Below are 14,053 nucleotides of genomic sequence, written 5' to 3' on the forward strand. Positions count from 1 at the left end.
CCGGGCGGGTTCAGGCGGACAGGACGGCGGCGGCGGCGCGGACGGTGCCGACGGCGTGCGCGAGGGTGGCCAGCGTGGCCCGCTGCACCTGCGCCGCCGGCAGTTCGAAGCCGGCGGCGGTGACCGGCAGCGCGGCGGTCAGGTCGGCGACCACCAGCACGTCGAGGTCGCGGGCGCGGGCGTCCTGGGCCGTGGCCTGGACACAGATGTTTGTCGTCACGCCGGTGAGCACCACCCGGTCCGCGCCGAGCGTGCGCAGCACCACCTCCAGGTCGGTGCCGTAGAACGCCGACTGGCGGGGCTTGACCACCCGGATCTCGTCGTCGCGGGCGCCGAGGCCGGGATGCAGGTCGGCGGCCGGGCTCCGGAACAGCTCGTCGACCGCCGCACCGTACCCGGCGGTGGTGGCGGCGCCCATCGACACGCCGGGGCGCAGCTCGCGGGTCACCCAGACCAGCGGTACGTCCCGGGCGCGGGCCGCGTCGGCGAACCGGGTGATCCGGTCCACCAGCCCGGCGGCGTCCGGGACGGCCAGCGGACCCGTGACGTACTTGCGTTGGACGTCGATGACGATCAGGGCGTCGCCGGGGCCGAGGGGACGCACGGCTCCTCCCTCCGGGTCGTCGGGCGGTCCCGGTATCGGCCGAGGTCGGCCTCGGGGTCGAGCACCGCGTCGAGGAGTTGCCGGGTGTACGCCGCCGCCGGCCGCTGGTAGATCGCGTCGACCCGGTCCAGTTCGACGATCTTCCCGGTGGACATGACCGCCACCCGGTCGGAGATGTACGCCACCGCCGCCAGGTCGTGCCCGATGAACAGGTAGGTCAGGCCGAGCCGGGCCTGCAGGTCGCGCAGCAGGTTGAGGATCTGCGCCTGGATGGACAGGTCCAGCGCGGCGACCGGCTCGTCCAGCACCATCAGCGCGGGTTCCAGCGCGAGCGCGCGGGCGATGGCGACCCGCTGGGCCTGCCCGCCGGAGAGCTGGTGCGGGAAGCGTCCGGCGTAGTCGCCGTCCAGCCCGACCAGGTCGAGCAGTTCGGTGACCCGGTCCCGTCGCTGGGCCTTCGACCCGCGTTTGTGCACCAGCAGCGGCTCGTCGACGATCTGCCCGACGGTCATCCGGGGGTCCATCGAGGAGTACGGGTCCTGGAAGACCACCTGGAGGTCACGGCGGACGTCCCGCATGGCCTTGCCGGAGAGCCGGGCGATGTCGACGCCGCCGATGACCACCCGTCCGGAGGTGGGGGCGAGCAGCCCGGACATGATCATGGCGGTGGTGGACTTGCCGGACCCGGACTCCCCGACCAGGCCGAGCGTGGTGCCCTTCGGGATGGTGAAGGAGACGTCGTCCACCGCCCGCAGCACCCGGGCCTTACGGCCGGAACCGAGCGGGTACTCCTTGACCAGTTTCTCGACCACCACGAACGGTTGTTCCGCGTCGCCGGGCCGGGCGTCGACGAGCGGTTCGCCGCCCTCGCGCCAGTAGCCGAGGTCGCCGTCGGCGGTCAGCCGGCCGGTCCAGTGGCAGGCCGCGACCTGGCCGGCGCCGCTCGGTTGCAGGACCGGCAGTTCCTCGGCGCAGCGGTCGGTGGCGAACCGGCACCGGGGATGGAAGGAGCAGCCGGCCGGCAGCCGGGCCGCGTTCGGTGGCGCGCCGGGAATGGCGGTCAGTGTGGACCGGAGCCGCCGCAACCGGGGCAGCGACCCGAGCAGCGCGGCGGTGTACGGGTGACCGGGTTGGTGCAGCACCTGCTCCGCGGTGCCGTACTCGACGACCCGGCCGGCGTACATGACGGCGACCCGGTCGGCGACGGCCGCCGCCACGCCGATGTCGTGGGTGATCAGGACGACCCCCATCGACAGGCGGTCCCGCAGCTCGATCATGGTCTCCAGCACCGCGCCCCGGACGCTGGTGTCCAGCGCGGTGGTCGGCTCGTCGGCGAGGAAGAGCGGCGGGTCCAGGGCGATCGCCATGGCGATCATGACGCGCTGGCGCATGCCGCCGGAGAGTTCGTGCGGGTACTGCTTCGCCCGGCGGCCCGGGTCGTCGATCCGGACCACGCCCAGCAGCTCGACCGCCCGCTCCCAGGCGTCCTTCGCCGACGCGCCCCGGTGCACCCGCAGGATCTCGGCGATCTGGTCGCCGACGGTGAAGCTGGGGTCCAGCGAACTCATCGGGTCCTGGAACACCATGCCGTAGTTCTCGGCGCAGAACCGGCGCAGCCGCGCGCCGCGCAGCCCGAGCACGTCACGGCCCTGGAAGCGGACCCGGCCGGCGGTGTGGCCGTTGGCCGGCAGCAGCCCGGCGACGGCGTGCAGCGAGACGCTCTTGCCGGAGCCGGACTCGCCGAGCACCACAAGGGTCTCGCCCTGCCGCACCGACCAGGTGGCTCCCCGGACGGCGTGCACCGGCCCCCGGGGGGTGTCGAAGGTGACGTCCAGCCCCTCGACCTCGAGCAGCGGTACGGCGTCAGCGCCGGCCATGCGGATCCCACCTCTCACTCAGCCAGTCACCGACGACGTTGACACTCAGCACGACCAGGGTGATGGCCACGCCGGGGACCAGCGGGATCCACCAGGCGGTGTCGAGGTAGCCACGGCTGGCGCTCAGCATCCCGCCCCAGGTGGCGGTGGGCGGCGGCACCCCGAGCCCGAGGAAGCTGAGCGAACTCTCGATGACGATGGACCGGGCCACCACGAACGTCCAGACGACGATGAGCGGACCGGCGATGTTGGGCAACACGTGCCGGGCGAGGATGCCGGCACCCCGACGGCCGATGGCCACGGCTGCCCGGAAGTAGTCGGTGGAGACCACGTTCAGCGTCTTGGCGTGGGCGAGCCGGGTGAACGGCACCCATTCCCAGAGCACCAGCACGATGATCAGCACCGACAGTTTGGCGCCGAAGACGGCGACCACGGCAAGGGCGACGATGAGGAACGGGAACGCGGTGAGGATGTCGACCGTCCGCATGATCACCGACTCCACGATGCCCCGGTAGTAGCCGGCGACGACGCCGAGCACGGTGCCGAGCAGGCCGGCGAAGGTGGCCGCGACGAAACCGACGGTGAAGCTGACCCGGCCTCCGTAGATGGCGCGGCTGAGCAGGTCCCGGCCGAGTTCGTCGGTGCCGAGCAGGTGTGCGCCCTCGCCGCCGAACAGCGACGGCGCGGCGAGCCGGTTGAGCAGGGACTGGTCGTTGGGGTCGTACGGCGCGACGGCCGGGGCGAAGATGGCGGCCAGGACGCCGACGATCAGGAAGCCGAGCGCGATCCGGGCGCCGAAGTGTCTCGGCAGGAGGCGTCGGCGGCGCCGGCGGGGCGCGGGGACGACCTCGGCGACGGGTTCGGCCCCGCCGGGCTCGGGAACGGTCAGCACTGTGCTCATCGGGTCACCAACTGCGCCTTGAGTCGGGGGTCGACCACCTGGTAGAGCAGGTCGACGATGAAGTTGATCAGCACCACGAGCACGCCGATGACGAACACGCCCGCCTGGAGCACCGGGTAGTCGCGGGCGGTGACCGACTCGACCATCAACCGGCCCAGGCCGGGCCAGGAGAACACCGACTCGACCACCACCGAACCGGCGATGAACTGGCCGAGCTCCAGCCCGACGAGGGAGAGCATGGGCACGCTGACGTTGCGCAGGATGTGCCGGTAGCGGATCCGCCGGGGGCGGTAGCCGAGCGAGTTCGCCGTCCGCACGTACCCCTTGCCGAGTTCCTCCAGGGTGTACGCCTGCACCAGCCGCATCTGCCGGGCGCAGATGAAGGCGGCGAGGGTGACGGCCGGCAGGATCAGGCTCATCACCCCCTCCCCGCCGAAGCTCGGCAGCCAGCCCAGGCTGACTGCGAAGATCATGATGAGCACCAGACCGAGCACGAAGTTCGGCACGCTCTGCCCGAGGATGGCGAGGCCGTTGACGGCCCGGCCGAGGAGCCCGTCCCGGTGCACGGCACCGAGCACCCCGGCCGGTACGCCGAGTCCGACCGCGATGAGCATCGCGAGGATGGTCAGCAGCGCCGACGCCGGAAACCGGTCCAGCACCAACGCCATCGCGTCGCTGCGGTACTGGTACGAGTCGCCGAAGTCGAGCACCAGCAGGTCGCCGAGGAACCGCACGTACTGGACGAGCACCGGTTCGTTCAGCCCGAGGTTGCTCCGGATGGCCGCCAGGGTCTCCGGGTCCGCGTCCGCACCGGCGATGGCCGAAGCCGGGTCGCCGGAGATACGGACCAGGAAGAACACCAGGCTGGACAGTCCGAGGATGACCAGGACCAGCTGCAGGAGCCGCTGTCGCAGAAGCTTCGTCACGGTCGGACCCCGTCTAGCCCGTCACCTTGGTGATCAGCTCCCAGGCCGGGTTGCCCGCCTGGTCCACCTTGAATCCCCGGATCTTGTCGGAGCTGGCCCAGACGTCCGGCATGGTCATCACCGCCACCGACGGGACGTCCTCCTTGTAGATCTTCGACAACTCGCAGAACGCCTGCTGCCGCTCCGGGGTGCCCTCCTCGGCCGAGCGCAGCTTGCCGAACCACTCGTCGTACTTCGGGTTGGAGTAGCCGATGTTGTGCTGGGGGTAGCCGGTGACCAGGCGCTCGAGCTGCACGGAGGCGTCCACGAAGGGTGAGCTGCTCATGCCCCAGGCGAAGAAGTCGGCCCGTTCGGTGCGGTTGTAGTACACGTCGAGGTAGTTGGAGAACTCCATCGGGGCGATCTCGACCGACTCGACCGCGTCCAGCTTGTTGACCATCTCGCCGATCGCCTGGGCCAGCAGCGTGTCGTTGAGGATGAACCCCTGCGAGGTCTGGAACTTCAGCTTGAGCCCGGAGACGCCGGCCTCGGCCATCAGTTTGTTGGCCGCGGCCAGGTCGTACGGGTACCGGGTGACGTCCTTGCAGTAGCCGGACATGAAGCTCGGCGCCAACTGGCCCTGGCCGACCTGACCCTTGCCGCCCATCACGCCCTGGACCAGCGCGTCCAGGTCGAGGGACTGGGCGATGGCCCGCCGGACCCGCACGTCGGTCAGCGGCCCGGAGTCGGTGAACAGGTCCACCACGTACGTGCGGGGCTCGACCGCGTCGTAGACCGTGAAGGCGCCGGACTCCAGCGGCTTGATCCCGTCGATCGGGACCTTGGTGATGATGTCGACGTCACCGGCGCGCAGGGCGGCCACCCGGGCCGCGTCCTCCGGGATCGCCTTGAAGGTGATCGAGGCCGGCAGCGCCTTGCCCTGTCCGGAGTTGGGGTTCGGCACCAGCACGAGTTCCTTGCCGGGGACGAACTTCTCGACCATGAACGCGCCGGTGCCGATGGGCTTGGCGTTGAACGCCTTGGCGCCCACCCGTGCGTGCTCCTTGGGCGGGACGATCGGCATCGCGCCGAGCAGTCGGGGCAGGATCGCCTCCGGCGCGCTCATGGTGAACCGGACGGTGTTGGCGTCGACCGCTTCGACCTGCTTGATGATGCCGAGCTTGCCGCGGATGCTCGCCTCGTTCTTCGGGTCGAGCATGAACTTGGTGGAGTAGACGACGGCGGCGGCGTCGACCGGCTCGCCGTTGGCGAACTTCAGGTCCTTGCGGAGGACGAACTGCCAGGTCAGATCGTTGACTCGGGTCCACGACTCGGCGACGCCGGGGACCACCTTGGCACCCTCGCCGAGGGTGTCGACCCGGGTCAGCAGGGACCAGACCGGGTAGGCGTAGAAGGAACGCGGCGGGGACGTGGCGGAGAATGCGTCCAGGTCGGGGTTGATCACCCCGACCCCGACCACGATGTCCGCCCCGGCTGCTCCCGGGGAGGAGTCCGCCTCCGCCGCACTGTCCCCGTTGGACGAACTACAGGCCGTGGCCAGGAGGGCCACCACCCCGACCAGAGCAGAAACCTTCAGGGCTCTGAACCGGCCGAGAACTCCCGTCTTCGGACTCATCCCGGCACCCCTCTCCCATGCGATTCGCACATTCGATCCGCTTAGCGGAACAGCGTTTCTACACACTAGGTCTGGGTTCTCCGCAGTGTCAACGGCCTGACGTGCCGTTATGGACCCATCCTCGGGTTTACGGTACGTTCAGCGAAACATCGTTCCGCTGAATGGACCGCCTGTGGCGCCTTCCCTACCGCTCGGTACCGGCGGGATCCTGACCGTCACCGCCCTGTCCGCGGTCGGCGCCACCGGCTACGGAACGCTCGCCCCGGCGATGGCGGAACTCGCCGCCGCGTACCAGGTCTCGGAGGCCGCCGTCGGGCTCCTCCAAGGCGTGATCGCGGTGCCCGGCATCGTGCTGACCGTGGCGCTGGGCGGCCTCTCCGACCGGCTCGGCCGCGGTCGGGTGGCGCTCGGCTGCCTGCTGCTGTTCTCCGTCGCCGGCACCGCCTGCGCGCTCGTCGACTCGTTCGGCACGGCCGTCGCGCTCCGGGCGGTCCAGGGGATCGGCTTCGCCGGCCTGCTCACCATCCCCCCGACCGTGATCGGCGAGACCCTGACCGGCGCGGCCCGGCAGCGCGGCCTCGCGGTCAACACCTTCGTGCTGACCACCGCCTCCACCGTCGGACCGATGGCCGGTGGCGCGGTGGCGAGCCTGGGCGACCCACGCGCCGCGTTCTGGCTCTACGCGCTGGGCGCGCTGCTGGTGCCCGGGACCGTCCGGGTGCTCGGGCTCGGCCCCGGCCGGCGGGCGACCCGGGACCACCGCTCCGCCCGGCTCCTGGCCGACCTGCGGCGTGCCGGCGAGCTGCGCACCGTGGTCGGCGCGTTGACCCTGACCACCGTCGTCATCGGCCTGATGACCGCGGCCACCGCGGCGATGCTGCCGCTGGCCCTGGACCGGGTCTTCGAGGTGCCCCTGGCGGCCCGGGGTCTGCTCGTCGGACTCGGCAACGTGGGCAGTCTCGCCGCCTCGGCGGCCCTGGCCCTGCTCGCCGGCCGGACCGCCGACCGGCACGTCGCCCGGATCGGGCTCGGGTTGTGCGCGGTTTCCCTGCTGCTCACCGCCGCCGCCCCGGCCGTGTGGGTGGTGGCGGTCGCCGTGGTGCTCCTCGGCGTCGGGGTGGGCTGCGCGTACAACGCCTCCGTGCACGCCGTCTCCCGGCAGCCGGTCGAGGGCCGGGGCATGCTCATCGGCGCGTGGTCGGCGTCCTCCCGGCTCGGCCAGTCCACCGGGCCCGCCCTGGGCGCGCTGCTGGTCGGCGTGGTCGGCCCGATGGCCGCGTTCTCCGTCGGCGGCGCCGCCGCCGCGGTCGCGCTGGTCGCCCTCACCGCGGCCGGCCGGCGTCGGTGACGCACGCCCCCGGCGACGGGGTGGGTCAGTCGGTGAGTCCGTAGAGGCGCAGGGCGTTGTCGCGCAGCACCGCCGTGGCCGACTCCGGCCGCAGGCCCAGCTCGGCGAACTCCGTCATGGCGCGTTCCGGGTCGATCACCGGGTAGTCGGTGCCGAAGAGCACCTTCTCCCGGCCGAAGGTGTTCATGTAGTGCACCAAGGCGGCCGGCCAGTGCTTCGGGGCGTACGCGTCCACCCCGATGTACACGTTGGGGTGCTTGTACGCGACCGCGATCATCTCCTCGGTCCACGGCCACCCGGTGTGGATGCCGACCAGCTTCAGCTCGGGGAACTCGCAGGCGACCGTGTCGAGGGTGATCGGCCGGCCGACGCTGCGCAGCGGCCGGGCGTCGTCGTAGCGCAGGCAGTGGCCCACCTGGAGCTGGATCGGCACGTCCAGCTCGGCGCACTTGGCGTAGATCGGGTAGTAGCGCCGGTGGTCCGGGGGCAGCCCGAACCAGTGCGGGTACGAGTGCGCGCCGACGAAGCCGTACTCGGTGACCGCCCGTTCCAGGTGCCGCAGCTCGGCCATGCCGGCGGTCGGGTCCAGCCCGACCAGGCCACTGAACCGGTCCGGGTGCGCGGCGACCAGTTCGGCGACGGTCTCGACCTGGAGCGCGAAGCTGTTGACGTCACCGGCCGGGCCGAGCTTCGCGGCGATCAGGAAGGACCGGGCGATCCCGGCCCGGTCCATCTTGGCCAGATATTCCTCGATCGTCGTCCCGGGCAGCCGGTCCCCGGCGCCGATCTTGCGGCCGAGGAAGTCCTTCGACCAGGCCGGTCGCGCGGCCACGATCTCGGGTGTGTAGGGATTGACGACCACGTCGATGGCACCGGTGTACACGGTCACGACCTCTCTGAACAGCTACGTGTCGACGACGTCAGCCGACGTGACGGCGGTCGACGAGACGACGGGGTTTGGCGTCGGCCAGCGGGTCGTAGATGTCGTCCACGCCGACCACCCGCACCTCGGGAGTGAGATGGGTCAGGTCGCGGATCCGCGACCGTACGGCCCGGACCAGCGCGTCGGCGTCCCGGCCCGCGACCGGGGCGACCTCGACCACCACGCCGTCGCCGGAGAGCGCGTCGCCGGGGCGCAGGTGGTCGAGGACCACCCGGTACTCGGCGACGCCGGCCAGGTCGACCAGGGCGTCGCCGAGCACTGTCAGGTTGACCAGGGTGCCGTTGACCTTGACCAGGTCCTTGGTGCGGACCGGTTGGGAGACGATCCGCTCGGCGGTCCGCCCGCAGGCACACCGTTCCCGGGTCAGCCGGACGATGTCGCCGACGGCGTACCGGAGGAAGGCGGTGCCCCGGGCCCGCAGGTGGGTGATGAGCAGCAGCCCGGGTTCCCCGTCGGGCACCGGCTCCCCGCTGGCCGCGTCGACGGTCTCCAGGTGGATCAGGCCCGGGGTGGGATTGTGCCAACCCGCCCCCTCCCCGCACTCGATCATCGACCAGCCCTCGGTCGAGCCGTAGCGGTTGGCCACCCGGGCCGTCTCCGCGCCCACCGCGCGCAGCCGGGCGCGCAGATCCTCGACGCCGGCGGCGCTCGTCGCCTCGCCGGTGACGAAGCACCAGCGGACCGTGGGCAGCCGCAGCCCGCGTTCGGCGGCCCGGATCAGCACCCGGCGGACGAACCCGGCGACCCCCCACAGCACCGTCGCGCCGTGTGCCGCCACCAGGTCGATCGCCTCGTCGAGCCGGCGGTGCACCGGCCAGTCCGGCGAGGGGCGGCCGGTGTGCCCCTGGAAGATGGTCGCCCCGATCGCCGCCGCCGTCCGGTCGGCGCGGATCCGGGCGCCCATCGGGAACGGGGTGAGCGGGAAGAGGTTCGCGATCACCTCGTCGGCGCCGAGACCGAGCAGCCGGGCGCAGCGCCGGGCGTGCAGCAGGTAGGCCCAGTCGTCGCTGGTGGTGACGTAGAGCGGGGCGGGCGCGCCGCTGGTGGTGCCGGTGGTGTAGATGACGTACGCGAGGGTGCGTTCGGCGACCGGCAGGTCCGCCGGGGCGGTCAACCGGAAGGACTCGGGGTCACCGAGGAAGTCCTGCTTGCCGGTGACCGGAAGCAGGCCGAGGTCCGCGACCCCGCGTACCCGGTCCGGGTCGACGCCGGTGCGCGCGAAGAGTCGACGGTAGTGGGGGTGGTGCCGGGCCAGCAGGTGGACCTGCGCCGCGATCAGCGGGTCACGTAGCCGGTCCACCTCGCCGGGGTCCGCGTAGAGCACCGAGTCGCCCGATGGGTCGAGCGCGGATGGCACCGACACCGCTGTTCCCTCCCGCGGGGCAGTCCGGCCCCACCGCTGGCGGGCATCACTCCGTGGAGCGTTGCCCGATGATCTCCGACTCCCGGTGGCCCATCAGGGCCGAGAGTCGCCGTACGGCGTCCAGCAGCGCGTCGGCCGCCTCGTCGATCTTCGGTTCGAAGCGGCGCAGTGGGCCGCACACGCTGATCGCCGCGGTCGGCTTGCCCCGGTGGTCGAAGACCGGGGCGGCCACCGAGGCGGCGTCGGCCTGGCGCTCCCCCAGCGACCGGGCGTACCCGCGCTTGCGGATGCGGTCCAGGTCGGCGCGGAGCTGCTCGGGCGTGGTGATGGTGGTGTCGGTCAGCCGCTCGAACGGGCCGGTGGCGAGGTAGGCGTCCTGCTCCTCGGGGTCGAGGAAGGCCAGCAGCGCCTTCGACGACGAACCGGCGTGCAGCGGGTATGGATGGCCGAGCCGCACCGACATGCGGATGTCGGTGGGCGGGGTCTCCTGGTCGATGTAGATCCGGGTCCAGCCGCTGCGGATGGAGAGGGTGGAGGTTTCCTGGGTGGCCGTGACCAGCTCGTGCAGGATCGGCTGCGCCATTCGACGAACGTCGATGCCCTCGAAGTAGGTCAGGCCGAGCTTGAGGGCCGCGTGGCCGAGCGCGTACCGGCGGGTCTGCGGCTCGATCTGGATGTAGTCCTTCTCCAGCAGGGTCGACAGGATCCGGTGCACGACGGCCTTCGACAGCCCGAGCGCCTTGGATATCTCGGTGACCCCGAGGGTGGACTCCCTCCGTTCGGTGAAGAGGGTGAGCACCTCCATCGCACGGCCCACGGTGAGGATCGTCTTGCTGGTCTCGGTCACTGAGAGTCCTTCCGCTGCGGCGTCGGACCACTCCGGTCCGTGACGCGGCGAACGAGATTGTACGCCGAGGGCGACGTAGTTCCTCACAGCGGAATGCCGTTCTCGAACATCAGCGGGCTGAGCAGGTCATCCACCGAGGCCGCGTCGGGCAGCGCCCGGGCGGCCCGGGCGACCGCGGTCACCCGCTCCGGCGGCAACACCCGACCGGCGTTGTCGCGGAACTTGCCGGCGACCTCGTCGTCGGTGAGCGGGCGGCGCGATCCGCCCCGGTTGGCGAGCACGGCCTCCTCGAGCAGCCGGCCGTCGGTGGTGCGCACGCGCAGCACGGCCGGGAACTGGTGCGGGAAGATCGCGTCGCAGCGCGGGTCGGCGACCACGGTGACCCGGCTCATCAGGCGCCGCCGGACCGGGTCGCGGGCCAGGTCGTCGGTGAAGTCGTCCAGACCCAGACCGAGACCGCCGCCGCCGAGCAGCGCGGCCGCGACGGTGTACGGGCCGGAGAACTGCGCCTGGTAGCCGGTCTCCGGGGCCTGCTTGACGTCGAGGGGCTCACCGATGGTGCGGACGGTGGCGGTCGGCACGGCCAGTTCGACGCTGGCCACGTCGGCCGGGCGCAGGCCGGCGTCCCGCAGCGCCAGCGCCGCGTCGATGCCGGCGTGCGTGAAGTGGTTCGCCGGGTACGGCTTGAAGAAGATCCCCGGCACCTCCCACCGCCGGCCGAGCCCGTCGGTGACCGCCCCGGCGTCGAACTCGCCGCCGAGGAACGCCTGGAAGAAGCCGAAGCGCCCCTCCAGCAGGGTCGCCGGGCCGGTGATCCCGCGCTGGGCGAGCTGCGCGGCGTACACGCCGGCGTGCGCGGCCCAGCCGCAGTGCATCCGCTTGACGGTGCCGCCGGTGCGGTTGCTCTCGATGATCCCGGAGGCCATGCTGGCCGCGATGCCCATGGCGTGCAGCACGCCGTCGGCGGAGAGACCGAGCAGTTTCGCGGCGGCGGCGGCCGAGCCGACCGCCCCGCACATCGAGGTGGCGTGCTGTCCCCGGTCGAAGTACCGGTTCGCCCCGGTGGCGGCGTCGTAACCGGCCATCCCCACCCGTACGCAGATCTCCAGGCCGACCGCGATGGCGGCGACGACCTCCGCGCCGGTGGCCCGGGTCCGCTCGGCGACGGCCAGGGCCGCCGGGACCACGCTGGCGCTGGGGTGCAGCACCGACGGCAGGTGGGTGTCGTCGTAGTCGAGCGAGTGGGCGAGCACACCGTGGGCGAACGCCGCCTCGCTGGCCGGCACCCGCTGGCGCAGCCCGATCACCCGGGCGTCCGGCCGGCCGCCCCGCTCGGCGACCAGGTCGAGCACGGCCACGCTGGTGGGCAGCGTGGTGGCGGCGACCGCGATGCCCAGCACGTCCAGCACCCGTTGGGCGACGCTGCGCACCACCGGCGGGGGCAGGGGAACGCCGGCCGGGCCGTGGGCCGCGGCGAACTCGGCGAGCTGCCCGCCCAGGGTGGCCACCGGCGACGTGGCGGTCATCCGGACACGACCAGGGCGAGCGGGCGGACCGGACTGCCGGTCGCGCCGACGATGTTCAGGTGCGCCAGGACGACTGTGAACTCCCGTACCCCGGACTCGGCCAGTTCCTCCAGGGCCATCGCCTCGATGAGGTTGATCCCGTGCTCGGCGAGCAGCACCCGGTGCGCGGGCAGCAGGGCGTGCCCGGACCCGGCGGCGAGGCGTTCGAAGGCGATCGTGTCCGCACCGGCCAGCCGCACGTTGCGGGCGGCGATCCACCGGGCCCCGGCCTCGCCGACGCCGGGCACCCCGGTCGCGTGTCCGAGGTAGGCCTCGCGGTCGTCGTAGCGGCGCCCCCAGCCGCTGCGCACCAGGACCACGTCGCCCGGTCCGACCGGGGTGCCCTGCCGGGCGACGGTGGCGTCCAGGTCGGCGGGCGTGATCTCGTACGCCGGGTCGAGGACGGGCACCCCGAGCGCGGCCGGTACGTCGAGCAGCACCCCGCGTCCCACCAGCGGGGGCAGTTCGTCGATCGCTCCGGTGGTGAAGCCACCGCCGGTCTGCGCCCGCATCGCGTCGCTGCCGTCGTGCAGCCGGCCGTCGACGGAGACGTGTGCGAGGGCGTCGATGTGCGTGCCGACGTGGGTGCCCAGCGAGATCAGGTCGTTGGCGGCGGACATCCCGTCGGCCCGGTAACTGTCGCCGTGCCGGCGGGGCAGGGTGTGCCAGAACGGCGGGTGGTTCGGCGACTGGGGCATGCCGATGCGCAGCGGCCGGCCCAGGTCGAAGACCCGGATGCCCGCCTCGACGGCGGCGAGCAGGACGTCGCCGCGCCGCTCGCTTCCGATGGTCTCCACGGTCATCGCAGCACTCCCCGGTCTCGCAGCTCGGCGAGTCGTTCCGCGCCGATGCCCAGTTCGTCGCCGAGCACCTCGTCGGTGTCGGCCCCCACGCCCCGCCCGGTGAAGCGGATCTCACCGGGGGTGGCGCTCATCCGGAACAGCACGTTCTGCATCCGGATCTGGCCCAGGTCCGGATCGGGCACCTGGGTGATCATGTCCAGCGCCCTGACCTGCGGGTCGGCCAGGAGTTCGTCAGGCGCGTACACCGGCGCGACGGCGGCCCCGGCGGCGGTGAACGACTCGATCACCTCGGCCCGGGTCCGCGCGCCGATCCAGTCGGCCACGTACCCGTCGAGCAGGTCGGCGTGCCGCGCCCGGCCGGCGCCGGTGGCGAACCACTCCTCGCCGATCACCTCGGCGTGCCCGACCAGGGTCAGCACCCGCTCGGCGATGGAGTTCGCCGAGGTGGAGATGGCCACCCAGTGCCCGTCGGCGGTCCGGTACGTGTTGCGCGGGGCGTTGTTCAGCGACCGGTTGCCGGTCCGTTGCTGGACCACGCCGAGCTGGTCGACGTAGATGACGCTCGGGCCGACCGCCGTCATGATCGGCTCCAGGATGTCGAGGTCGATCTCCTGGCCGGTGCCGTCGCCGGTGGCCCGCGCGTAGAGGGCGGTCAGCACCGCCGCCGCGCCGGTGATCCCGGCGATGGAGTCGGCCAGCCCGAAGGCGGGCAGCATCGGCGGTCCGTCCGGCGCCCCGGTCAGGTGGGCGAAGCCGCTCATCGACTCGGCGAGGGTGCCGAAGCCGGGGCGGGCGGCGTACGGGCCGGTCTGCCCGAAGCCGGTGACCCGCAGCAGCACCAGCGCGGGGTTGAGCGCCCGCAGGTCCGCCCAGCCCAGGCCCCAGCGTTCCAGCGTGCCGGGGCGGAAGTTCTCCACCACCACGTCGGCGGTGCGGACCAGCTCCCGGAAGATCTCCTGACCATCCGGGTCGCCCAGGTAGAGCCCGACGGTCCGCTTGTTCCGGCCGATCATCTTCCACCAGAGGCCGACGCCGTCCTTGCTGAGGCCGTGGCCCCGCATGCCGTCCCCGTGCCGCGGGTGTTCGATCTTGATCACGTCGGCGCCGAAGTCGCCGAGGATCTGACAGGTCAACGGACCCGCCAGGATCGTCGACACGTCGAGCACCCGGACACCGTCCAGCGCCCGCCGGCTCCGCGACTCCTGCCCACCCACCCGGCCCACTCCCGTCGTTTGGTCGTTCCGTTAGCAGGAACGTCGTT

The 14,053-nt window shown here is 72.3% G+C and carries 12 protein-coding genes; 1 reads left to right on the forward strand and 11 read right to left on the reverse strand.

Annotated elements, in window-relative coordinates; all coding sequences use genetic code 11:
• Positions 1-10: 10 nt before the first annotated feature.
• The 5 genes from ACH495_RS28125 to ACH495_RS28145 are packed head-to-tail and all read right to left on the reverse strand — an operon-like array spanning position 11 to position 5,923.
• Positions 11-604 (reverse strand): cysteine hydrolase family protein, encoded by a 594-nt coding sequence (locus ACH495_RS28125; protein ID WP_396860725.1) that lies wholly within the window; start codon positions 602-604, stop codon positions 11-13.
• Positions 574-2,481, reverse strand: a complete 1,908-nt coding sequence (locus ACH495_RS28130) for a dipeptide ABC transporter ATP-binding protein (RefSeq protein WP_396860726.1) — start codon at positions 2,479-2,481, stop codon at positions 574-576. The genes ACH495_RS28125 and ACH495_RS28130 overlap by 31 nt, the downstream gene beginning before the upstream one ends.
• Positions 2,468-3,382: an ABC transporter permease gene (locus tag ACH495_RS28135; protein ID WP_396860727.1), complete on the reverse strand. Its 915-nt coding sequence runs from the start codon at positions 3,380-3,382 to the stop codon at positions 2,468-2,470. Before ACH495_RS28135 ends, ACH495_RS28130 begins: the two co-directional genes overlap by 14 nt.
• Positions 3,379-4,308: an ABC transporter permease gene (locus ACH495_RS28140; RefSeq protein ID WP_396860728.1), complete on the reverse strand. Its 930-nt coding sequence runs from the start codon at positions 4,306-4,308 to the stop codon at positions 3,379-3,381. The genes ACH495_RS28135 and ACH495_RS28140 overlap by 4 nt, the downstream gene beginning before the upstream one ends.
• Positions 4,309-4,321: 13 nt before the next feature.
• Positions 4,322-5,923 (reverse strand): ABC transporter substrate-binding protein, encoded by a 1,602-nt coding sequence (locus ACH495_RS28145; RefSeq protein WP_396860729.1) that lies wholly within the window; start codon positions 5,921-5,923, stop codon positions 4,322-4,324.
• 172 nt (positions 5,924-6,095) lie between these two features.
• Here ACH495_RS28145 and ACH495_RS28150 point away from each other — a divergent pair, with 172 nt between their 5' ends.
• Positions 6,096-7,271 (forward strand): MFS transporter, encoded by a 1,176-nt coding sequence (locus tag ACH495_RS28150; RefSeq protein ID WP_396860730.1) that lies wholly within the window; start codon positions 6,096-6,098, stop codon positions 7,269-7,271.
• A 25-nt stretch (positions 7,272-7,296) separates the two neighbouring features.
• Here the strand turns inward: ACH495_RS28150 and ACH495_RS28155 are convergent, their stop codons facing one another.
• The 6 genes from ACH495_RS28155 to ACH495_RS28180 all read right to left on the reverse strand — a co-directional run bounded on the left by ACH495_RS28155 (position 7,297) and on the right by ACH495_RS28180 (position 14,006).
• Positions 7,297-8,160, reverse strand: a complete 864-nt coding sequence (locus tag ACH495_RS28155; protein ID WP_396860731.1) for an amidohydrolase family protein — start codon at positions 8,158-8,160, stop codon at positions 7,297-7,299.
• Between the two features lie 31 nt (positions 8,161-8,191).
• A complete protein-coding gene (locus tag ACH495_RS28160; protein WP_396860732.1) occupies positions 8,192-9,577 on the reverse strand; it encodes a phenylacetate--CoA ligase family protein in 1,386 nt (461 codons plus the stop codon).
• 46 nt (positions 9,578-9,623) lie between these two features.
• A complete protein-coding gene (locus ACH495_RS28165) occupies positions 9,624-10,424 on the reverse strand; it encodes an IclR family transcriptional regulator (protein WP_396860733.1) in 801 nt (266 codons plus the stop codon).
• Positions 10,425-10,507: 83 nt separating this feature from the next.
• A complete protein-coding gene (locus tag ACH495_RS28170) occupies positions 10,508-11,950 on the reverse strand; it encodes an MmgE/PrpD family protein (RefSeq protein WP_396860734.1) in 1,443 nt (480 codons plus the stop codon).
• Positions 11,947-12,792, reverse strand: a complete 846-nt coding sequence (locus ACH495_RS28175; RefSeq protein WP_396860735.1) for a cyclase family protein — start codon at positions 12,790-12,792, stop codon at positions 11,947-11,949. Before ACH495_RS28175 ends, ACH495_RS28170 begins: the two co-directional genes overlap by 4 nt.
• On the reverse strand, positions 12,789-14,006 hold the full coding sequence (locus ACH495_RS28180; RefSeq protein WP_396860736.1) for a CaiB/BaiF CoA transferase family protein: 1,218 nt from the start codon (positions 14,004-14,006) through the stop codon (positions 12,789-12,791). Before ACH495_RS28180 ends, ACH495_RS28175 begins: the two co-directional genes overlap by 4 nt.
• Positions 14,007-14,053: the final 47 nt, after the last annotated feature.

This window comes from Micromonospora sp. NPDC018662 (assembly GCF_044391475.1).
GTDB lineage: Bacteria > Actinomycetota > Actinomycetes > Mycobacteriales > Micromonosporaceae > Micromonospora.